Origin of the sequence: Phycobacter sedimenti, assembly GCF_038148855.1 — a bacterium.
Taxonomy (GTDB): domain Bacteria; phylum Pseudomonadota; class Alphaproteobacteria; order Rhodobacterales; family Rhodobacteraceae; genus Phycobacter; species Phycobacter sedimenti.
Genome location: NZ_JBBVGR010000016.1, coordinates 1 through 21,213 on the forward strand (window position 1 = coordinate 1; position 21,213 = coordinate 21,213).

Annotated in this window: 21 protein-coding genes and 1 pseudogene; 13 read left to right on the forward strand and 9 right to left on the reverse strand. The window is 60.4% G+C overall.

The annotated features are described in order from the left end of the window. The 3 genes from AADA15_RS19035 to AADA15_RS19045 all read right to left on the reverse strand — a co-directional run. A partial coding sequence (locus AADA15_RS19035; RefSeq protein WP_341643147.1) for a calcium-binding protein occupies window positions 1-1,885 on the reverse strand: 1,885 nt, incomplete at its 3' end. Between the two features lie 150 nt (window positions 1,886-2,035). Beyond that, on the reverse strand, window positions 2,036-2,698 hold the full coding sequence (locus AADA15_RS19040) for an ABC transporter ATP-binding protein (protein WP_341643148.1): 663 nt from the start codon (window positions 2,696-2,698) through the stop codon (window positions 2,036-2,038). A 38-nt stretch (window positions 2,699-2,736) separates the two neighbouring features. Continuing rightward, a complete protein-coding gene (locus tag AADA15_RS19045; RefSeq protein ID WP_341643149.1) occupies window positions 2,737-4,053 on the reverse strand; it encodes a KpsE/RkpR family capsule polysaccharide export protein in 1,317 nt (438 codons plus the stop codon). 72 nt (window positions 4,054-4,125) lie between these two features. Between AADA15_RS19045 and AADA15_RS19050 the strand changes: the two genes are divergently transcribed. After that, window positions 4,126-4,968, forward strand: coding sequence for an ABC transporter permease (locus tag AADA15_RS19050; protein WP_341643150.1), 843 nt, complete (start codon window positions 4,126-4,128; stop codon window positions 4,966-4,968). A 113-nt stretch (window positions 4,969-5,081) separates the two neighbouring features. Here AADA15_RS19050 and AADA15_RS19055 read toward each other — a convergent pair whose 3' ends face one another. Then, a complete protein-coding gene (locus AADA15_RS19055) occupies window positions 5,082-6,011 on the reverse strand; it encodes an N-acetylneuraminate synthase family protein (RefSeq protein ID WP_341643151.1) in 930 nt (309 codons plus the stop codon). Window positions 6,012-6,259: 248 nt separating this feature from the next. Between AADA15_RS19055 and AADA15_RS19060 the strand changes: the two genes are divergently transcribed. Both AADA15_RS19060 and AADA15_RS19065 read left to right on the forward strand, forming a co-directional pair. Further along, a complete protein-coding gene (locus AADA15_RS19060; protein WP_341643152.1) occupies window positions 6,260-6,997 on the forward strand; it encodes a glycosyltransferase family 2 protein in 738 nt (245 codons plus the stop codon). Window positions 6,998-7,142: 145 nt separating this feature from the next. After that, a complete protein-coding gene (locus tag AADA15_RS19065; RefSeq protein WP_341643153.1) occupies window positions 7,143-7,949 on the forward strand; it encodes a glycosyltransferase family 2 protein in 807 nt (268 codons plus the stop codon). 86 nt (window positions 7,950-8,035) lie between these two features. Here AADA15_RS19065 and AADA15_RS19070 read toward each other — a convergent pair whose 3' ends face one another. Continuing rightward, entirely contained in the window at window positions 8,036-8,161 is a 126-nt protein-coding gene (locus AADA15_RS19070; protein ID WP_341643154.1) for a hypothetical protein, read from the reverse strand. Window positions 8,162-8,419: 258 nt separating this feature from the next. On the opposite strand from AADA15_RS19070, the gene AADA15_RS19075 reads away from it, so the two are divergent. From AADA15_RS19075 to AADA15_RS19090, 4 genes are read left to right on the forward strand one after another with little or no spacing between them, the layout of a single operon-like run. Continuing rightward, complete coding sequence (locus AADA15_RS19075) at window positions 8,420-9,265, forward strand: FkbM family methyltransferase (protein ID WP_341643155.1); 846 nt, start codon at window positions 8,420-8,422, stop codon at window positions 9,263-9,265. 3 nt (window positions 9,266-9,268) lie between these two features. Beyond that, window positions 9,269-10,216 (forward strand): hypothetical protein, encoded by a 948-nt coding sequence (locus AADA15_RS19080; RefSeq protein WP_341643156.1) that lies wholly within the window; start codon window positions 9,269-9,271, stop codon window positions 10,214-10,216. A gap of 4 nt (window positions 10,217-10,220) precedes the next feature. Next, on the forward strand, window positions 10,221-11,183 hold the full coding sequence (locus AADA15_RS19085) for a glycosyltransferase family protein (protein WP_341643157.1): 963 nt from the start codon (window positions 10,221-10,223) through the stop codon (window positions 11,181-11,183). Then, window positions 11,184-11,810, forward strand: a complete 627-nt coding sequence (locus tag AADA15_RS19090) for a hypothetical protein (RefSeq protein ID WP_341643158.1) — start codon at window positions 11,184-11,186, stop codon at window positions 11,808-11,810. Here the strand turns inward: AADA15_RS19090 and AADA15_RS19095 are convergent. Further along, a complete protein-coding gene (locus AADA15_RS19095; RefSeq protein ID WP_341643159.1) occupies window positions 11,805-12,962 on the reverse strand; it encodes a DUF6716 putative glycosyltransferase in 1,158 nt (385 codons plus the stop codon). The genes AADA15_RS19090 and AADA15_RS19095 overlap by 6 nt on opposite strands. After that, window positions 12,959-13,168 carry a hypothetical protein gene (locus tag AADA15_RS19100; RefSeq protein WP_341643160.1) on the reverse strand — a complete coding sequence of 70 codons (210 nt, stop codon included), beginning with the start codon at window positions 13,166-13,168 and terminating at the stop codon, window positions 12,959-12,961. Before AADA15_RS19100 ends, AADA15_RS19095 begins: the two co-directional genes overlap by 4 nt. 183 nt (window positions 13,169-13,351) lie before the next feature. Between AADA15_RS19100 and AADA15_RS19105 the strand changes: the two genes are divergently transcribed. The 3 genes from AADA15_RS19105 to AADA15_RS19115 are packed head-to-tail and all read left to right on the forward strand — an operon-like array spanning window position 13,352 to window position 16,490. Continuing rightward, window positions 13,352-14,572: a cytidylyltransferase domain-containing protein gene (locus AADA15_RS19105; RefSeq protein ID WP_341643161.1), complete on the forward strand. Its 1,221-nt coding sequence runs from the start codon at window positions 13,352-13,354 to the stop codon at window positions 14,570-14,572. After that, window positions 14,569-15,390: a hypothetical protein gene (locus AADA15_RS19110; protein WP_341643162.1), complete on the forward strand. Its 822-nt coding sequence runs from the start codon at window positions 14,569-14,571 to the stop codon at window positions 15,388-15,390. Before AADA15_RS19105 ends, AADA15_RS19110 begins: the two co-directional genes overlap by 4 nt. Further along, complete coding sequence (locus AADA15_RS19115; RefSeq protein ID WP_341643163.1) at window positions 15,387-16,490, forward strand: AGE family epimerase/isomerase; 1,104 nt, start codon at window positions 15,387-15,389, stop codon at window positions 16,488-16,490. Before AADA15_RS19110 ends, AADA15_RS19115 begins: the two co-directional genes overlap by 4 nt. 13 nt (window positions 16,491-16,503) lie before the next feature. On the opposite strand, the gene AADA15_RS19120 is transcribed toward AADA15_RS19115, so the two are convergent. Then, entirely contained in the window at window positions 16,504-17,670 is a 1,167-nt protein-coding gene (locus tag AADA15_RS19120; RefSeq protein WP_341643164.1) for a nucleotide sugar dehydrogenase, read from the reverse strand. A gap of 98 nt (window positions 17,671-17,768) precedes the next feature. Here AADA15_RS19120 and AADA15_RS19125 point away from each other — a divergent pair, with 98 nt between their 5' ends. The 3 genes from AADA15_RS19125 (at window position 17,769) to tviB (ending at window position 20,836) form a co-directional block, all read left to right on the forward strand. After that, entirely contained in the window at window positions 17,769-17,921 is a 153-nt protein-coding gene (locus AADA15_RS19125) for a hypothetical protein (protein ID WP_341643165.1), read from the forward strand. 524 nt (window positions 17,922-18,445) lie between these two features. Further along, window positions 18,446-19,504, forward strand: coding sequence for an NAD-dependent epimerase/dehydratase family protein (locus tag AADA15_RS19130; RefSeq protein ID WP_341643166.1), 1,059 nt, complete (start codon window positions 18,446-18,448; stop codon window positions 19,502-19,504). 33 nt (window positions 19,505-19,537) lie between these two features. Then, window positions 19,538-20,836, forward strand: coding sequence for a Vi polysaccharide biosynthesis UDP-N-acetylglucosamine C-6 dehydrogenase TviB (gene tviB / locus AADA15_RS19135; protein ID WP_341643167.1), 1,299 nt, complete (start codon window positions 19,538-19,540; stop codon window positions 20,834-20,836). A gap of 109 nt (window positions 20,837-20,945) precedes the next feature. Here the strand turns inward: tviB and AADA15_RS19140 are convergent. Further along, a pseudogene (locus AADA15_RS19140) lies at window positions 20,946-21,213 on the reverse strand (hypothetical protein); the annotation flags it as partial.

The window sequence follows — 21,213 nt, forward strand, 5'->3', positions numbered from 1 at the left end:
TGCCGTAGAGCGTGTCATTGCCGTCACCGCCATAAAGCGTGTCATCCCCGGTGCCCCCCACCAGGCTGTCATCGCCGGCCCCGCCATGCAGCTGGTCGGTGGAACTGTTTCCGAACAGGCTGTCATTGCCCGCATCGCCCCAGATCCGGTCGGCGCCCGCTTCTCCGTCCAGGAGGTCATCGCCCAGGCCGCCATACAGGCTGTCGGGGCCGGCACCCCCATAAATCTGATCAGGGCCATCCTCCCCAAAAAGCTGGTCGTCGTCGTCCTCGCCATAGAGATGGTCCCGATCGCCGCCGCCATAAAGCAGATCGCCGCCGCTGCCCCCCCAGAGACTGTCCTCACCGTCCTGGCCAAACAGCGTATCCGCGCCGCCCATCCCGCGCAGCTGGTCCGGCCCTGCCGCGCCGAGCAGTTGCTCGTCACCGTCGCCTCCGGTGATTTGCCGGGGCGTCTGGGCGGGCAGGGGGGGACGGTAGAGGCCAAGCAGGTCGGAGCGGAGGAAATCCTCATAGGTCAGGCTGCTGCCATCCGAGGTGATCAGGCGCAGCTCATGCCCCCCGAAAGAGAGCTGCGCGCCATCGCTGCGGGTGGTGATCTGCACTTGCGCCACCGACCGGAGCCCCTCCCAGGCCTTGAGGTCGATGCGATCCTCCTCAAGGTCGAAATCCATCACGGTACAGTCGGGGTTGCTGTCGGCCTGCAGGACAAAGATATCGCGCCCCCCGCCGCCAGAGAGCCGCCCCTGGGCCGCACCGCCGATCACGATATCATCGCCGCTGCCCCCTGAAAGCTGGCTGTCGCCGCCCGCCAGGATCGCGCCGCTTCGGGCGATGTCGATGCCCAGATGGGTGACGCCGGGCTCGGATTCCGAGGTGGCAAGGACATTCAGCCGGTTCCCCACCACGGAAAGGGCGAGGCCATTGACATTGTCGAGCCCCAGCGCCGCCGTATCCGCGATGCTGTCCAGCGGGATCAGGCGGCCACCGGGCAGGAGCGCAAAGAGGGTCAGCCCGTCGTCGCTGCCACCGGCCACCACATAGGTCCAGCCTGCATGGGTGATGCTGTTCAGCACCTGAACCCCGGCAAAGCGGGTCTCCAGCGTGTCGCTGAGATGATCCCGCAAGGACAGGCGTCCGTCGGCCGCCACCGCCATCACCGAGAGGCTGCCCGAGCCGGCCGCGCCCACCAGCAGCATCGCCTGCCCGCCCACCTCTGTGGCATGCAGCGCGGTGGGAAGGTTCAGGCCCACCCCTTCGGCGGCACCCAGGCTGGCGCGCAGGTTCAGCTGCCCCCCCGCGGTCAGCGCATAGCTGCTGATCCCGGATTCGCTCTGGGCGGCGGTAAAGACATAACGGGTGCCCCCCAATTCGAGGCTGGCCATGGCAGAGACATCCCGGGCGTAGCTGCTGCCGGTGTCGCTGCGCCATTGCAGGGCGCGCAGGCTGCCATCTGCCAGCCGTTCGAAACTTTGCAGCCCCGGAAGGCCCGCGCCCGCCGCGACCAGAAGATCGCGGCCCCCCACCGGGGCAGAGAGGACAGAGGCCAGATCGCCGGCAAATCCCGACTGGCCGGAATAGAAGACCTCGGAGCGGCTGATCCCGAGGGGGCCCTGGTTGCCGACGGACACAAGCCGGTCCAGAGCTGCCCCTTCCAGGATGAATGTGTCGCTCTGAATGCGGGCCAGCACCGACGGGCTGTCGGTCTGCCGGGTGCCTTGCAGCTGCACCCCGGTGCCGGACAGCGCAAAGACATGCACGGCGCTGCCGCGCCCGGCGTGCAGCTCCAGCAGCTGCCCTGCCTGCGCGCTGACAAGAACCGGCGCCGTTGCGCTGTGATACTGTGAAGGAAGGGCGGCGCGCCCCAGAACCGCAAACCGTGTCATCGACCTATCTGACCTGTGAACAACAGGAGAACAGGGTGATCGGGCCGGGTTAATCCGGGGTGGAGCCGGTCGTGGTCAAAGCGTCAATTATACTTAGGATTGTTTCTATTTCGGGTCCAATGGGGTGAACAAACCGGGGGCGTTCCGGGATCATCGGGCCTTTTTCATGTTGCGCGAGTGCAGGGCGATCGCCTCTTCCACGTCGTCGAAATAGGTCACTTCGCCATCCTCCAGCACCGCGCCGGCATTGCAGAGGTTGCGCACCTCGAGCAGCGAATGGGTGACCACGATGGCATTGGAGTGCTGCATGCGCGCCTTGAAGATGGCCGCGCTCTTGCGGCGAAAGGCGCTGTCGCCGACCGAGGTCACCTCGTCCACCAGGTAGGTGTCGAATTTCAGCGCCATGGAGATGCCAAAGGCCAGGCGCGAGCGCATGCCCGAGGAATAGCTGCGCACCGGCATGTACAAATGGCCACCCAGAGCCGCGAAATCGGCGACGAAATCCAGCAGCTCATCGGTGTCCACGCCATAGATTCGGGCCACGAAACGGGCATTCTGAGCCCCGGTCAGATCGCGGTGAAACGAGCCCGCGAACCCCACCGGAAAGGAGACATTGCCAGAGGAGATGATACGTCCCGAATCCGGGTTCATCGTGCCCGAGATCATCTGCAACATGGTGGATTTGCCTGCCCCGTTGCGCCCCAGCAGGGCAAGCGACTTGCCCTGCGGGATGGTCAGGTTGACGTTGCGGGCCACGAATTTGCGCCCGTTGGGGGTGGGAAAACTCTTGGTCAGATTTTCCAGCTTGATCATGCTCTGCTCTCTTCCCGCCGGTCAGTGCCCGTCCCGACTCAGCGCCTGTCCCGAAGCGAGTAGTAGATCAGGGCCGCGGTACTCCAGCCGATGAGCAGGAACAGGACGGTCAGCCCCATGAGCAGCGGGCGGCGCGGGTATTCCGCGCTTTCGGCCAGGGTGGGATGCAGATAGGCCGCCAAGTAGCGGCTCTGACGCTGCGCCTGGGCGAGGGCGGCATCATAGTTCGACAGGGCGCCCGTGTATTTCTTCTCGGCAAATTCGCGGTCCACCATCAGCCGTTCGAACTCGGCCACCAGGGTGGCATAGTCTTCGCCCGAGGTGGTCTCTCCGCCGCTGCCGAACTTGTCGCGCTCGGCATCGATGCGGGCGCGCAGGGCGGCGATGCGCTGTTGCGATTTCTGCAGGCGCGGGTCGCTCTCCTGAACCGAGGTGATCAGCAGGTCGTAGTCGATCAGCTCCTTGCCCAGCTGCTGCTGAAGGGTGTTCAAAAGCCCCATCTGCACCTGGATATCGGCGCTGGGGTCGACGATCTGCGTGCGCGAGCGGAAAGCGGTCAGGGCCTGGCGGGCCTGTTTCAGCTGGGTCACCGCAGCATCCAGCTCCTCGCGGGCATAGCGGGTGGCATCCTCGCGGGCGATCGCCGAGAGCATGTTGATCATCTCGCTGCTCTCGCGGAAGATTTCCCGGGCGATGGCGCGGGCCTCTTCGGGGGTGAAGGCCAGGACCTTCAGCTCGATCAGACCGGTGCCGGGCGCATAGGAGATCAGCACCATGCGCTGCCAGTACTCGACCAGATCCTCGATGGTGCTGTCCGGCGCCAGGGAAAAGACCGGATCGGTGGTGTAGTGACGACTGTAGAGACTGTGCAGGTCCAGCGTCTCGTCGACCCGTTCGACCAACTCCTGGGACTGGATGAATTCGAACAGGATGTCGCTGTCCGAGGAACTCGAGCCGGAAAAGGCGCCAAGGCCGCCCAGCAGTTCCACCGCAGAAGGGGTGTCTTCACGGCGCACGGTGAAGCCGACGCTGGAGGTGTACTGATCCTCCGCCCGGGTCCACAGGTAGCCGCCGGTGAAAAAGCTGGGCAGGATCACGCAAAGCAGGAAGCTGAGCAGCAGCATCCAGTGACGGCGCTGGCGGCGCGCCGGGCGGGCCGGGGCATAGACCGGGTCGGCAGGTTGTGCCGGAGCCGGTTTCGGTTTCGGCTTGGGTGTCGGTTTTGCTTTGGGGGCCGCGGCCGCCTTTGGCTGTGGGGTCGGCTTGGCGGGCGCCGCTGCAGTATCGGTGGGCGCTTTGTCCGCCTCACCACTTGCCTGTTTTGACGCGGCGGGATTTGATTGATTATCAGCCAAGCCTATGGTCCAAACGATTGTTTCCGAAACAGCCTATCAAATTTCACACGCCGCGCGAAAGTACCAGCCTTAATGACACAGCCCCCGACAGCAGATGTGCCTGAAACCCGGAGCATACCGCCAGCGATCACCCCTTCGGTGCCGCTGGACCTGCGGTATCGTGGGATGCGCACCATTGTCGCCCTGATCCTGCGCGAGATGTCGACCACCTACGGGCGTAGCCCCGGTGGTTACATCTGGGCCATCCTGCAGCCGGTGGCGATGATCGTGATCCTGACCCTGGCCTTTTCGTTTCTGCTGCGCGCACCATCGCTCGGGACCAGCTTCGTGCTGTTCTATGCCACGGGTTTCATGGTGTTGCGCCTGTTCCAGGAGGTCTCGACCGCGGTGGGGCTTGCGATCTTCTTCAACCAGGCGCTGCTGGCCTATCCGCGGGTGACCTATGTGGACACCCTGGCCTCGCGCAGCATCCTGGCGGTGCTGACCCAGATCATGGTCTCTGCGATCATTTTCACCGGGGTCTTCATCGTGGAGGATGTCCGCGTGATCCTGGATTTCGGTCCGATCCTTCTGACCTATGCGATGACTGTTCTCCTAGCTGTCGGAATCGGCACCTTCAACGCCTATATGATGTTCTCCTTCCCGGTTTACAGGATGATCTGGGGGGTGCTGACCCGTCCGCTGATGCTGGTGTCCGGGGTCTTCTACATCTACGAGGATCTACCCATGGTGGTGCAGAATATTCTTTGGTTCAACCCGCTGATCCACCTGAGCGGGTTGATCCGCACCGGGTTTTATTCGACCTATGATCCGGGCTATATCTCGCTGGTCTACGTGGCGCTTCTCGGGGTGGTCCCCGGGTTCTTTGGTATCCTGCTACTGCGCAAGTTCAGCAAGGACATCCTGTACAAGTAAGTCAAGGACACCTTTCCGTAGGGTGCGGCAGAATGACAAAAGCCGCGCCCCGGCTAGGGGGGCACGGCCTGTCTGATGATGCGCTGTCCCCGCTGTTGAGGCAGGGCAGGGGCTTACTCGGCAGCGGTCTCGTGATCCGCCTTGACCCATTTCAGCTTGTCGCGCTGGACCTGCTCGACTGGCAGGATTTCCTGGCCCTTGTAGGCCAGCGCCTTGTCCACGTTCTTCAGATCGCGGCACAGGCGGCGCAGCCCGTCGGGCTCGAGGCTGGCGGCGTGATCGGTGCCCTTCCAAGTCCGGTCCAGGGTGAAGTGACGCTCGATATGGGTGAACTTGCCCTTGCCGTCCGCCTCCATGGTGCGGCCAACCGCCAAGGCGGCCACATCGGCGGCAATGCCCAGGTGGTGACCGGAGAATCCGATGCCTTTGACGGTGGCGCCGAATTTCTCCATCAGGTTGCGGATTTCAAACAGGCAGATGTCCTCGAAGGCCACCGGGTAGCCCGAGGTGCAGCTGTAGACGACCAGATCCTTGGCGCGGCCGCGCTCGGCGTAGAAATTCACCAGATCGACGATTTCCTGGCCGGTGGACATGCCGGTGGAAACATGGATCTCGCCCGCGTAATGCTCGCAGAGATAGCCTTGCAGGTCATAGTGCTGGTTGGTGGCCGAGGGGATCTTCAGCAGCGGCGGGTTCAGCGCGGCCATTTCCTTGGCCGAGGTCAGATCCCAGACACTGGTGGAATAGGCGATGCCGTTTTCCGCACAGCACTCGATCAGCTCTTTATGCTGGTCGGTGTCGAATTCCAGGAACTCGCGGTGGGCGCCATAGGTGTCCCCGTAGGAGTTTGCCGGGTTGGGGTGCGGGGTGCTGTATTGCTCTGCGGTGAGGAGTTCCCGGTTGTGACGCTTCTGGAACTTGGCGATGTCGGCCTTGCAGACATGGGCTGCGACCCGGATGAGCTCCTTGGCAAGCTCCATTTCGCCTTTGTGGTTGCATCCGATCTCGGCGATAACCTTCACCGGAGAATGTGCTTCAGTCATGAGATCTGCCTAATGTGTTACATTGTACGTGACTTTCCGGACCCCTGCAGTCCTGATGCGCCACAACTCTGGCGCGACAACAGCTGGAGCCCGAACGGATACGGCCGCTGGCCGCAGGATCGCGTCTTGGTAGCGCAGAAAGGCTTTCCATGAAAGGCGACAAATCACCTTTTTGCGACCCGCTGACCGGTGCGACACCCTCCACTCGGCCCGGCCCGGCCCCTGCAGGGGAGCCGCAGGAGCCTTTGGTGAACGGGCTGGTCTCCGTGATCATGCCGGTCTTCAATGCAGAAGAGACAGTTGCGCGGGCCGTGGCCTCGGTTCAGGCACAGGATTATCCCGATTGGGAGCTGGTGCTGATCGAGGATGGCTCCTCTGACGGATCGGCGGATCTTTGCGCGGATCTGGCGGCTGCGGACCCGAGGATCCGGATTCTGCGCCAGCCCCGCAACAGCGGGGCGGCCGTGGCGCGCAACTCTGGATTGAAAATCGCGCGGGGGCGTTACATTGCCTTTCTCGATGCCGATGATGAATGGCTGCCGGAAAAGCTCTCGTGCCAGATGGCCTTCATGCAGGCGCGCGGCGCGCATTTCAGCTATACCGGTTTCTGGCGTCAGCGCGGGACAGAGCGTCACCAGGTGCGGGTGCCGGAGCGCATCGACCGCAACCGGTTGCTGAAAGGCAATGTGATCGGTTGCCTCACCGCGCTTTATGACCGGGCCCATTTCGGCAGAGTCGAAATGCCGGCGCTGCGCCTGCGACAGGATTTCGCGCTCTGGCTGAAACTGCTGGAGCGGGGCGAGGTCGCGCATGGGCTGGACCGGCCCTTGGCTGTGCACCATGTGCACCCCAATTCCCTGAGTGCTCCGAAAGGGCGCGCGATCCGGGCCACCTGGCAGATGTACCGCAGTCATCTCGGGCTTTCGCCCATGCGGGCCGGCTGGTACCTGTCGAACCATCTGCTGCGTCGCCTGCTGCGTGGCTAACAACGGGGCATTCCGGGTCGCCCCCCCGACCCGAGGTACCGGCATGGAACACTGGAATAACGGCGGAATGACAGTTTCATGAGCCAGCAAAAGACGCCAGAGAACGCGGCCAAAGGCTGTGGCGGGCCGACCGGTGAGGGGGATCATGTCCAATTCCGTTTCTGATCCAACCGGGTCTTCCCTTGGGGTCTGCGTTGCGATCTCGACCCTTGGCGCAGGGCTTGGCCGCATTCGCCTGCCTGCACCGGTCGCGGGCCTGACCTACCTGATCCTGCTGCAATGCCCCGAAGCGGCGGACCCGGGTCAGCGCAGTGCGCTTGAGGCCCGAGCCGATACCCGGGTGCTGCCGCTTGAGGGCAGGGGGCTGTCGAACAGCCGCAATGCAGCCCTTGCGCAGGCCGATCAGCCGCTGCTTCTGTTTGCCGATGACGATCAGGCGCTGGATCCGGCCGGGATCATGGCCCTTGCGCAGGCCTTTGTGCAGGACCCGGGTCTGGCCCTGGCGGCGGGCTGGCGCGCCGAGCGCCTGCCGGTGCGCGCGCGCCTCCAAAGGCTGACCCGGCTGAACAGCGGCCGGATCTGCGCGCCGGAATTCATGGTGCGCCTTGCGCCTATCCGCACGGCGGGCCTGCAGTTCGATCCCGAGTTCGGCCTTGGCGCGCGCTACCCGGTGGCCGAGGATTACATCTTTGTCTGCGACATCCTGCGCGCGGGTCTTGCCGGGGTATCCCTGCCGGTGGTGACCGGGGCCCATCCCCATGACAGCACCGGCGACAACTGGTCGGATCCCGATCTGATGCGCGCGCGCCAGGCCATGATCCGCCGCGTCTTCGGCCCCTGGGCCCCCCTGATGCGACTGGCCTACGCCCTGAAACACCGCCGCCGCATGGGGAGCTGGGGGAGAGCGTTCCGGTTCGCGTGCCTCTCTTTTAAGACGCATCGAGATCAGTAATCATCGATTTCAGACCCACGGAACGGTTTACAGCTCCATCTGCAGAGCTGCGGCATATTTATGGACCGTTTCCCTGATGTCTGGGATCAATAGTGGTAGTGTTCGGCCTTGAAGGACCCCTCGGGGATAACGCCGATGTAGACGGCCTGCTCAGTGCTGATCTGGATCACTTTCATTCGCGCACCGGCACCTGCCAGCAAGATGATTTTCACGACATACTCCGCAGCCATTGGGAACTCCATTCGGGATACCCTTAACTTGCAAACGCTGCTCACATATCCTTCCTCAACAAGAAACGAAGATGGCAGCAGCGCCCCAAATCTTAAGCGCTATCTAGCTATCCCGGCGGTGGGCCTACATACCGGTGTAGCCCCACCGCATGTCATCAAAGTTCATGACCAACGAGCCTTCCCAGTAGAGCAAATGCAAGGTAAGTAGGTTGGCATCGAACTGACAGGGATATACAGGCTATGAAAGCAGAAATAGAAAATGGCAACGCTCTATCCGTATCGCAACCAAGGCTGAGTGCTACCGCTTCTTGGGCTGAAATATATGAGCAGGTCAAAAAGTTTCCGTATAATGGTCTGATTGATATAAGGTTTGATGAGGAGACCCAGTTTGTTGTTCTTTGTATGAACGATGATGTAATTTCTCTGCGGTATTTGTGGACGGATGGAACATTCACTGAACCTGAATCTTTGGACTGCTGGAAAGCTCTGGCTAAAAAATCAGCTTTTACTATAGATGTAGGGGCCTATACGGGGTTTTATTCACTAATCGCTGCTAGCCTCAATCGAAACCCGGTTTACGCTTACGAGCCCATCAGCTTTATTCACGCTCGTCTGGCTACAAATGCGATGCTAAACAATTTCGCAAACTTGAAGTTCGAAAATAAGGCTGTTTCCAATAAGTCTGAAACCATAAGAATTGCCTTGAGGTTTGGTCCTCGTCTTTTTTCTTCAGGGTCCAGTATCACTGAAGAAGCTTTGGAGCGTGCAGCTGCGGCATTGGCAGTGGATGCAATTACACTGGACTCGCAACACGCAAATGATCCTGTAGAGCTGATCAAGATTGATGTCGAAAGCGCAGAAATGATGGTTCTTGAAGGAGCCAAGGATATACTGAGCGCCAAAAAGCCAGTTTTGATGATGGAAACAGGAAAAGGAACGCATGCGGATGTTGTTTCATTTCTGGAAAAAATGGGGTACTCCTGCCATCCGATAGAAGCATCGGGCGGAGCTTTTAATTACCTGTTCTACTGTGAAGACAGCAAACTTTACCCCGAGGTTTCTTCAATAATTGCAGGCAGGGATTAAGTCTTGAGTTGGTTCCGTTCAAAGGAAAAGGAGTCCAAGACGGGCCCTTCAGGCACAAGCCTTGCGTCTGAAATTCGTCAGCTTTCAAATGCACCTGATTTTTCCAATGATTATCAAGTGCCTGTAGTGGCCAAGGTTGTCGTGGGAGATAGTGTTGACTTTCAAAACATGTCGAAAGAAGATTCTTTTGGCGGAATAGTGTTTTGGAGCAACACCAAGCCAAAAATCCCAACGATATCAGTTGTGAATCACTTTAGTGGGCTGGGCATCCTGCCGAAAAAGAACTTTTGTGTTATTGCAGAGTACAGTAAGGATGATGTTGCTATTCGCAATATGCACAAGTTCATTCACGCAATTAAACCAAGCGTTTTCAGGCACCCATTGGCAGGTCGCCCGAATACACTGGTTTGCATTGACCCGAAGCACGAATTGCCAATCCTTGTGAGGATGGCGTGGCCTAAAACAAGAATTGTATGTATTTTCACAAAGCTGCCTGTAATTCAAAGTCAATATTTGTCCGAAATTGACTGCATAATCTCCTGCTCCAGTATCGTTGATCGATTCCCTGAAAAAGAAAAGTACCCGATCTTTCACACTGCAGGCTCTATTGAAAGTATGGAAGCCCATATAAAGGCCTTTCACAGTGTGGTGGCGGACCCCAAAATACCTTTCCTTTATTCGGTCAAGGGTAGACAATATGATGCGGAAACTTTTGAAGACTACGACGTCATTCTTGTTGAGAGGGAGTCTACCAGAAATCTGAATGAAACCTCAACCTTTAGGCAATATATAGAAGCAGTGATGTCCGATTGTGAGGACATATTAATTAGCTCGAAGTGGCTATATAGGCTTGAAAATTACGTTTCGGACAAAAATTGGAAAGCTGCTATAATGAAGATACTAAGTGAAGGTGGATCAATAGGTAATCACACATTGCAGCGCAAGGAGTAAAGCTATGGTGCATGTTCTTCATATATCGCCATCGGCTTTGGCCGGGGCGCCGGGAATGCTGTCGGAAGCACTCAGTGATTTCGGGCATGTGGAATCTTCTGTTCATTTTCGAGCAGGAGATCATGGCAACCAACGTGACATTTTTTCACCTGAAAGCATTCCCGTCAAGGATGCCAGGGCAGATAAAGCCTTGTTCATGATGCATTTTAAAAATGCTGATGTGGTTCATGTTCACAACTTCATTCCCAATTTTGTACTTAAATGGATGTCAGAGGAAAAAAAGAGGGACTGTAAGTATATTTTTCAGGTGCACTCACCGCGTTATGAGCGGCCGGTGTATGATGATTTATCAGATTTCCATGGCATCAGGTTCTCTGAGAAGCTTGTCATTTCACACTTTCATCCGCGACATTATCCGGATTTTGAAATTATTCCAAACTGCTTGTACAGAAAGGCTTTTGCAAAGAAGCCTCATGTGATTTTGTCTGATGCGCTAAGAATACAGTTTTCGCCATCAGGCCGCTCGACTGGTCGCTGGTCCGCAAAATCCAGCCAGGTTTTCGACCAGGCTATTGACTTTTTGAAAAACGATAAACGTTTTGAATTTGCGGTTTTTGAAGGCGTTTCTCCTCAAAACCTATCTCACAGGCGGTTTCTTGCGGACGTCACTATCGATGAACTGGTCACCGGGTCTTACCATTTGGTGTCTTACGAAGGGTTGGCTGCCGGAACAGTTGTCCTAAATAACGCAGACACAGTATCAACGGATATGTTCCAAATCGGTTTTCGATCTCCCCCCCCCCCTTTTTTGAAGTGTGACCCCCTCGGGTTGCATGAACTACTTATGGAGTTGCACCGAGACAGGGAAAAGCTCCTGGAACTCAGGACGAAGTCCAGGGAGTTCTTTGACACCTGGATGTCTCCAGACAGAATATCAAAAATGTACGCGGATATTTATGAGAGATAGATGGATAGGTTCCAGAAAATCAGGGAAAAATTCTCTGGGCAGCATGTCTGCGTGGCAGGAAACGGCCCGAGCTTGAAACTGCTGGACAGGAAGGTAGCGCCGCTCATAGCCACGGTGAATAGTGGTTTGCCATATTTTTCAAAGATAGGGGTCGATGTCGATCTGTTCTGGGTGCAGGATCGAAGAATGTTGGTCGAGAAGAGAGAAATGGTCCGTTCATATATCGATCACATACCGTTCATCATGTACAATGAAGATATATCATTCTTCGAGAACAAATCTGATGATCGTTTCTTTCCGATAAAAATGCACGACTACATAGGATTTTCAAGAAATCCTGAGTTAGGGATATTTCACGGATACAATGCTGTGTTTGGACTATTGCAAATCCTTGCCCACCTAGATGTTGGCAAAATATCTCTATATGGTGTGGGTTTGAACTATTCGGCGCAACAGCCCCGGTTTTACCAGACACAGCGCTCATTTGATGTTGATTTACATCGGGCATCCGAACAAGTGGCGCTCATGCGCGAAGCGCTCGACAAACTATCTCAAGATGGCGTGGAGATAGAAATCATTGGAGAATCCAGACTGAAAAACGCTGTATACTCTTCTTCGTTTTTATGACTCCTCGCCACTGACCTCCACCTGAAAGGCCCGGGTGTTGAACCGGGCGACGGTTTCCAGCACCCGCGCGCCCAGGTCGCGGGGGCAGAACATGTCGGCGACCCATTCGGGGTTCGGCGCCGCCGCGCGCAGGTTCAGCATGTCCTCAAGCGGGGTGATCAGGCCGCTTTTTGCGAACAGCTTGCGCATGGGCGCCACCAGGGGATCGACGTAGTTGTCGACAAAATCGAGATGCACCATGCAGGGCACGCCCGCGCGGATCACATCGATGGCCGCGGTCGAGGTGCAGGTGATGCCAAGGGCCGCCATCTCAAGCGCCTCGTCCATGGTGCAGGCGGTGAGCTTCAGATTGTCCGGCACATCCGGAAGGACCTTGAGCAGCCCCGGATAGTCGTATTTTTCCAGATGCAGGTGCTGCTGGTTCTCATGGGGCAGGTGGCGCAGCTTGATCCAGACGGTGCGGTCCGGGTTGGCCCGTGCGATCGCCGCCATCGCCGCCAGCATATGCAGGCGCCCGCGCCGGGTCGTGGGCGACAGGGCCTGGGTGAAGAAATAGATATCGCGCCGCCGGACCAGATCCTCGGGCGGCAGCGCCTCGGGCGCCAGGAAGGTCGGATGGCCAAATCCCACCTCCTGCCACATGCGATCGCCCCAGGTGGCGGCCCGGCGTTCATAGACCGGGATGTCGCTGGCCGGAAACAGGAACACACCGTCGCAGTTGCGGCGGCGGAAATATCCGTTCTCGGGAAAGAAATCGAGCCCGCCGAGGAAGGCGATAACGCAAGCGCGTCCCGCGGCGGCCGAGATTTCGACGCGGCGCAACTGGGCACCAAGCGCCCCGTAGACCCGGCTGGTCAGGATGGCGCGGTATCGCCCGCCCAGGAGCAGATCCTCAAAAGCGGTTTTGCCATGGATGGCAAGGTCCGGCCCCTCGGGCAGGAGCTGTTCCATCTGCCGGTAGGAGAGGGCATTTTCTGCCACCACCCAGCCCATGTGGATCTGAAGATCCGGGTCCGCCGCGCGCAGGCAGTCGCGCATGCGCCGGGCAAAGAACAGGGTGGAATCGTCACTGAACAGCAAGAGCACAGGGCGCGCTTCGAAAGCTACCTCCACCTGCGCCGGGCCTGCGGGCTGCGGTGGCAGGGCGCTCATCCGGGCCGCCGGGTCTTGGCCTCGAAACGGGCCAGGATCTGCATTTGCTGCCGGTTGTGACGCCGGTTGCGCGCCGCAAAGTGACTGGGATCCAGGCGCTCATGCTGAACCAGACCGGCAAGGAAACGCAAAGGGCCGCCAAAGGGGCTGCGCGAGAGGCGGTAAAGGACCTTGCCAAGGCCGGACTGTTTTAATCTTTGCAGCATGTTGGCCGGATATTGAACGCATGGGGCAGGTCGGGGGAACTGCAGTGGGATTTACACGTCCCCATGGGCTTTGTAAACAAGAGCCAACCGCGCCAGGTGCCCCTGGCCGCCCATATCGCCCCGGTATCCGGGAGGGCTTTTGGGGTATCGGGCCTATTAAAGAATGAGCAGATAGAGAGCCGCATGACCCAACTTTCCGACTCCGATCTGCCCGGGTCGTCCCCTCAGGACACCGCCTGCATCATCCTGGCCCGGGGCGGCTCCAAGGGGGTGCCCGGCAAGAACCTGCGCCCCGTGGGCGGGGTCTCGCTGATCGGCCGCTCGGTGCGGGCGGCGCGGGCGGCGACACGTGTGGCTGCGGTCTATGTCTCCACCGATGATGCCGCCATTGCCGCCGAGGCCCGCCTGCACGGCGCCCGCATCATTGATCGGCCCGCGGATCTCTCCGGCGATACCGCAACGTCCGAGGCCGGCTGGCTGCATGCGGTGCCCTTGGTGCGCGCTGATCTGCCCGCGCTCGACAAGCTGGTCTTCTTGCAGTGTACCTCGCCCTTTACCCGCGGCGATGACATCGATGGCTGCCTCGCCGAGATGGAGGCGCGCGGCGCCGATTGCGCCCTGTCGGTGACTGAAGATCACTCCTTCCTCTGGGGGCTGGATGACGCCGGGCGGGGTGTCGGGATCAACCACAACGAGCGCGAGCAGCGCAAGCGCCGCCAGGATCTGCCGCCGCAATATTGCGAAAGCGGCGCCATCTACTGCGTGGCGCTGGAGCCGTTCCTGAAGACTGGCCAGCGGTTCTGCGGCACGGTGGCGCTCTATCCCGTGGATCACCCGCCGATCGAGATCGATACCCTGCAGGATTTCGCCCTCTGTTCCCAGATCGCCCAGGCGGGCGGGCAGAGCGAGCTGGCCCCGGCGCGCCTCGCGGCGATCAAGGCCATCGTGATGGATTTCGACGGGGTGCATACGGATGATCTGGTCCTGACCGATCAGAACGGGGTGGAAAGCGTGCGCACCTCGCGCCGGGACGGCATGGGGATTTCCCTTCTGCGCCAGTCCGGGCGCTACCGGATGATGATCCTGTCCAAGGAAAAGAACCCGGTGGTGCTGCGGCGCGCCGAGAAACTGCAGCTCGAGGTCTATCACAGCGTCGATGACAAGGTTACCGCGCTTCAGGCCTGGCTGGATGAACAGGGTCTGACCTGGGCCGATCTGCTCTTTGTGGGCAATGACATCAATGACCGCGGCGCCATGGAGCGGGCGGGCCTCTGCGCCTGTCCCAGCGATGCCCACCCCGAGATCCTCGGGATCGCCGACTGGATCCTGCCGCTGCCCGGCGGCAAGGGCGCCCTGCGCGCCATGGCCGATGTCCTGCGCTCCGCCAAGGCCACGGCCCCGTGACCAAGACCCCCATGCTGCAGCTGCGGGACCGCCCGGTCGTGGTGGTTGGCAATGGCGCCTCGATCGCGGACCTGGAGCCCGGGCGCATCCGGACGGATGATTTCATCATCCGTACCAACAACTTCTTTTTCGAACCGGACTTCTATTTGGGGCGGCGGGTGGACCTCGCTTTCATGGCCGGGGATCCCCGCGTGGCACCGTTCATGTTCGAAACCCTGTACCGGTGCCGCGCGGATTATGATCTGGGTAGCTGGACCAGCCACAATCCGCGCGTGGTGCGCGCCGGGCAGCGCCGTTTTGCCGCGCTCTATCAACCGATGCGCTATCGCGATGCTCATATCGAAGCCGAGGTGCAGCGCCTGATCGCGCGCCATCAGCGTCACCCCACCACCGGCCTTTATGCGCTGCTCATGGCCCATGCCATGGGCGCGGAAGAAATCATCCTGGCCGGCTTCGATTTCTACACCGGCAATCGCCGCTACCCATTCGAGCCAGGTCCCCATTTCCGGGCCCTGATGGGGCAGGACCTCGGCCAGCGCGGGTTTGATCACCACCTGCATGCGCCGGAGCTGGATCTTGATATCCTGCGGGCCTTGCGGGCACGGGGCGACTGCCGGCTGTTGCGGGCGGCAGACAATCCGGTGCTGGCGCCACTGACCGAGCTGGCGCCGCTGCGGGGCGGCACCTCCTTGCGGGTGCCGCGCGACAATCCCCCCCGGGACTGGGCCTGGCGCAGCGGACTCTACCCGATTTCACTCTTGAAACTTCTGCGCCGAGGCAGTCTCCTGACGCGGCACGCAAAAAGATATTTGAGATGAGCATGGATATCGACTGGACGGCAGAGCTGCCTCGCTGGCTGGCCGAAGAGGCCCTGCCGCTGTGGACCGGCACCGGCGTGAATGCGGCCACGGGCACCGTCTGGGAGGCGCTGGACCACGCGGGCGCCCCGCTGGCGGATATGGAGCGCCGCCTTCGGGTGCAGGTCCGGCAGGCCTATTGCTTTGCCCAGTCGCAGGATCCGGCCCATCACACCCTGGCGCTGCAGCTCTTCCGCTTTGCCATGGACAAGGGTTTCGATCCCGAAACCGGCAACCTCGGCGCCCGCCTTGCGCCCGATTGCCGCCTGATCAGCGCCCCCCATGATCTGTACGATCTGGCCTTCATGCTGCTGGCCGTCGCCGCGCTGATCGAAGCGGGCTTTGACGTCTCTGCGGATCTGGCCCGGCTGGAGGCCGAGTTGGCCCGGCTCAAGGCGCCGCGCGGCTGGTTCGAAAGCGCCGAGGCCCCCGCCCGCCGCCGCCAGAACCCCCATATGCACATGTTCGAGACCTCGACCGCGCTCTTTGCCGCCACGGGGGAGGCGCGCTTTCGCAGCATGGCCGAAGAGTGCCTGGCGCTCTACCGCGAGGTTTTCCTGACCGAGGATGGCCGGGTGCTGGAATATTTCGACCCCGACTGGCAGCCGCTTCCACCCGATCAACAGGCGGTCGAGCCCGGCCATATGGCAGAGTGGATCTACCTGATCGACCGCTACGAGGTGCTGACCGGGCAGGACAGCGGCCTTGATCTGGCGCATCTGTTCGCCGCGGTGACAGAGCGGCGCGATGCGGCGGGCCTGTTGCCGGACCAGGCCGATCCGCTCTCCGGCAGCCGCCGGATGTGGCCGCAGACCGAGTTCCTGAAGGCCGGTGTTGCCCTGCGCCGCCGCGGCCTTGCGCTGCCCGCGGGCTGCAGCCCCGAAGAGGTGCTGGCGCTGATGTGGCGGGATTACCTGCAAACCCCGGTGCCCGGCGGCTGGTACGACAAGCGCAGCAGCGCAGGAGAGCTGCTGTCCCAAAATATGCCGGCCTCCACCTTCTATCACATCTTGGTGGCCTTCCGCTTCTACCTGTCGGGCGGGCAGGGGCTGTCGGCCTGATCGCCTGCCTGCCTCAGTCGGCGCCGAAGAGATCTCTAGTGAAGACCTTTTCGGCGACATCACTCAGCTCTTCCGTCATGCGGTTGGCCACGATCAGATCCGCCTCGGCCTTGAAGGCCGCCAGATCGCGCACCACCGGCGAATGGAAGAAATGGTCTTCCTCCAGAACCGGTTCATAGACGATCACCTTGATGCCCTTGGCCTTGAGCCGCTTCATGATCCCCTGCACCGAGGACTGGCGGAAATTGTCGCTGCCCGCCTTCATCACCAGCCGGTGAATGCCCACGACCCCGGGGCCCTTCATCAGGATCTGGTCGCTCAGGAAATCCTTGCGCGTGCGGTTGGCATCCACGATGGCCCGGATCAGGTTCTGCGGCACCTGGCTGTAATTGGCCAGAAGCTGCTTGGTGTCCTTCGGCAGGCAATAGCCGCCGTAGCCGAAGGAGGGGTTGTTGTAGTGATCGCCGATGCGCGGATCCAGGCTGATGCCTTCGATGATCTGGCGCGTGTCCATGCCGCCCGCCATGGCATAGCTGTCCAGCTCGTTGAAGAAGGCCACCCGCATGGCAAGATAGGTATTGGCAAAAAGCTTGATCGCCTCCGCCTCGCTGGGATCGGTGAACAACACCTCGACGCTCTTGTCTTCGGCCCCTTCCAGCAGCAGCTCGGCAAAGCGGCGCGCCCGCTCCGAACGCTCCCCGACGATGATCCGGCTGGGATGCAGGTTGTCGTAAAGCGCGTGTCCCTCGCGCAGGAACTCGGGACTGAAGATCACCTGGTCGGTCTCGAGCCGGGCGCGGATGTCCAGCACATAGCCCACGGGGATCGTCGACTTGATCACGATGGTGGCCTCAGGGTTCACCGCGCTCACCTGCCCGATCACCGCCTCCACCGAGGAGGTGTCGAAGAAATTGCTCTTGGGGTCGTAGTTGGTCGGGGTGGCGACGATCACGAAGTCGGCCTCGCGATAGGCCGCCGCCGCATCCGTCGTTGCGGTGAGGCTCAGCGCGCGGTTGGCCAGGAAATCCTCCAGCTCGGCATCGATGATCGGGCAGCGCCGGGCGTTGACCATCTCCACCCGCGCCGCGTCGATATCGACGGCCACGACGTCATGATTCTGAGCCAGGAGCACCGCGTTGGACAAGCCAACATATCCCAGACCGGCTACGGCAATCTTCATCTGTCGCTCCTTTGAAAGGGCGCTGCGATCCCCCGCAGGGGCGCCCATCCTCTTCACCCATAGATGTCTCCTGAGGGATAGGGAGGGAGCGGCATGGTTTGCAACCCGTTTGCTTCCATATCTGCCGCTTGTGGCACGGCAGCGCAGGGGATCTGCTGTCGCAGACCATGCCCGCATCCACCTTCTATCACATCCTGGTGGCCTTCCGCTCCTACCTGTCGGGCGGACAGGGGCTGTCGGCAAATCCATGACAAATCGCGGTGCTCTGCTCCTCAGAAATTTTCTCAAAAATGGCTGCATTTGTCATCAGGGCCCGCGTGTGCAGTGAGGATGTTAACTGAGTAATATCCCTCGAAACTACAATCGACCAAGTAATTGTAATATATTATTATATCAGACGTCTGGCGATGATCTCTGATGGCTCTTTGAGGTTCAAAAAACACGCATTTCCCATCTAGCCGCTCAATCGACCAGAGCGCGATATAAATTGGCCAAACCGCCCAGCGCGATAGAGGCCTCGGTGGGGGGCTGCCGCTGATGATCTCAAGGAGCTTCTCGACGCTTTACGCTGTCCCGGTTTTTTTGCATCTCTTTTTCGCAAGGTTTTGGCTGGGTACGAGCATTTCAAGGCAGTACAGCTCCAACCATCGAGAAATTCCTATAATCATTGTTATGGTAAATAAGTACTGAAATCCCCTGCAATCGGGCATGGTTTTTGCGCCCGTTTCCCTATAGGCCTCACAGCGTTACGCCTTTTCTGGAAACCTGCCCGCCGATGACCGATCCGCTTTCGTCTTCTTCTTCCGCCGCCCCGGCAACGGGCCGCCGGGTGCTGATCACCGGCACCGCCGGCTTTATCGGCTTTCACCTGGCCCGGCTGCTTCTGGCCGAAGGCTTCCGGGTGCATGGCTATGACGGCATGACCGATTACTACGATGTCACCCTCAAACAGCGCCGCCACCAGATGCTGGCACAGAACCCGGGCTTTTCCTGCACCGAAGGCATGGTGGAAGATGCCGAGCTGTTGGCCGAGGTCGCAGGCGATTTTCGCCCCGACGTGATCGTGCATCTCGCGGCCCAGGCCGGGGTGCGCTACAGCCTGGAAAACCCGCGCGCCTATGTGGACAGCAATATCGTGGGCACCTTCAACGTGATGGAGATCGCCCGCCAGCATGCGGTGGATCACCTGCTGATGGCCTCGACCTCATCCGTCTATGGCGCCAATACGCAGATGCCCTTTGCCGAGACCGACAAGGCCGACACCCCGCTGACCGTCTATGCCGCCACCAAGAAGGCCGGCGAAAGCATGGGGCACTCCTATGCGCACCTGTGGAACCTGCCCACCACCATGTTCCGCTTCTTCACCGTCTACGGCCCCTGGGGACGCCCGGATCTGGCGCTGTTCAAATTCACCGATGCGATCCTCGATGGGCGACCCATCGACATCTACAATCACGGCGACATGTATCGCGATTTCACCTATATCGACGATCTGGTGCGCGCCATCCGCCTGCTGATCGATGCGGTACCGCGCCGTCCAGACAACCCCGAGGACATTCCCGCCGGGGACAGCCTGTCGCCGGTGGCCCCCTACCGGGTCGTCAATATCGGCAATTCCGACAAGGTACGCCTCCTGGATTTCATCGAGGCCATCGAAGAGGCGCTGGGGCAAAAGGCGATCCGCAATTACATGGAGATGCAGAAGGGCGATGTGCCCGCAACCTGGGCCAATGCGGATCTCTTGAACGCCCTGACCGGCTATCGCCCGCAGACCGATGTGAAGACAGGCATTGCCCATTTCGTGTCCTGGTTCCGGGACTATTACGGCAAGTGATCAGGACACAGGGATCGTAAAGGACAGAGCAGGATGACAGAGAGCAGCGCGCAGACCGCCACCAGCCCCGAAGGGGTGATTGCCGTCATCGGCCTTGGCTATGTCGGCCTGCCGCTGGCAGTGGAATTCGGCAAGATCCGCCCCACCGTCGGCTTTGACATCGATGCTGCCCGCATCAAAGCCCTGAAGGCCGGCGAGGACCGCACCCGCGAGGTGGAGCCCGAGGCGCTGAAGGCGGCGCAGCAGCTGCGCTATGCCGATGATCCGCAGCAGATCGCCGACTGCCGGATCTATATCGTCACCGTCCCCACCCCGATCGACGCCCACAAACGCCCCGACCTCAGCCCTCTTTTGCGGGCCTCGCAGACGGTGGGAGCGGTGCTGAAACCCGGCGATATCGTCATCTACGAAAGCACCGTCTATCCCGGCGCCACCGAAGAGGACTGCGTGCCGGTGCTGGAGCGGGTCTCGGGGCTGACCTGCAACAGGGATTTCCACGTCGGCTACAGCCCCGAGCGGATCAACCCCGGCGACAAGGCGCACCGGCTGCCCGACATCCTGAAAGTGACATCAGGCTCGACGCCCGAGGTGGCGGCAGAGATCGACGCGCTCTATCGGCAGATCATCACCGCCGGCACCTACCGGGCCGAGAGCATCCGCGTGGCCGAGGCCGCCAAGGTGATCGAGAACACCCAGCGCGATCTCAATATCTCGCTGGTCAACGAGCTGGCGATGATCTTCAATCGCATGGGCATCGATACCCAGGCCGTGCTCGAGGCGGCCGGCACCAAATGGAACTTCCTGCCCTTCCGCCCCGGTCTGGTGGGCGGGCACTGCATCGGGGTGGACCCCTACTATCTCACCCACAAGGCAGAGGCGATCGGCTATCACCCGCAGGTGATCCTGGCCGGTCGGCGCATCAATGACGGCATGGGCGCCTATGTGGCCGGCCGCATGGTCAAGGAGATGCTGCGCAAGGGGCTGCCGGTGCACGGGGGCCGGGTGCTGATTCTGGGCCTCAGCTTCAAGGAGAACTGCCCGGATCTGCGTAATACCCGCGTGGTGGACGTGCTGCGCGAACTGGAGGAATACGGGATCGCGGTCGATGTGCACGATCCCATGGTGGACCGCGCCGAGGCCAAGGCCGAATACGGCATCACCCCAATCACGGATCCGGGCGAAGGTCAGTATGACGGGGTATTGCTGGCGGTGCCGCATGCGGCCTTCAAGGCGGCGGGCGCCGCGGATCTGCGCCGCTTTGGCGCGGCGGATCATGTGTTCTTTGATCTCAAAAGCGTCTTTGCCGCAGATCAGTCCGACCTGCGGCTTTAGAGCGCCATGCGAAAAACTTGAATCACCTATCGCTGCCTGAAATCAAAGATTTCAACGCGTCAGGTGATGCGTGATGTCTCAGGCTTTTCGTCAGACGCTGTAAGCCGCCTCAGAAGGTGTTGATCGACTCTGCCAGCCCGCTCAAAGAGGCGAGATTTGACAGGATCAGCGTATCGCCCTCGCCAAAATCGAGCACCACCTCCCCGTTCACCACGGCTCCAAAGGCCGCCAGGATCGCGTCGCCATCGCTCTCGCCCCCCGTCAGGCCGGTCGACAGCCGCAGGATATCCTGGGCCAGTTCGAAATCCTCGATCACATCGTTGTCATGACCCCTGTTGAAGATGAAAGTGTCGCGCAGGGTGCCGCCGCGCAGGATG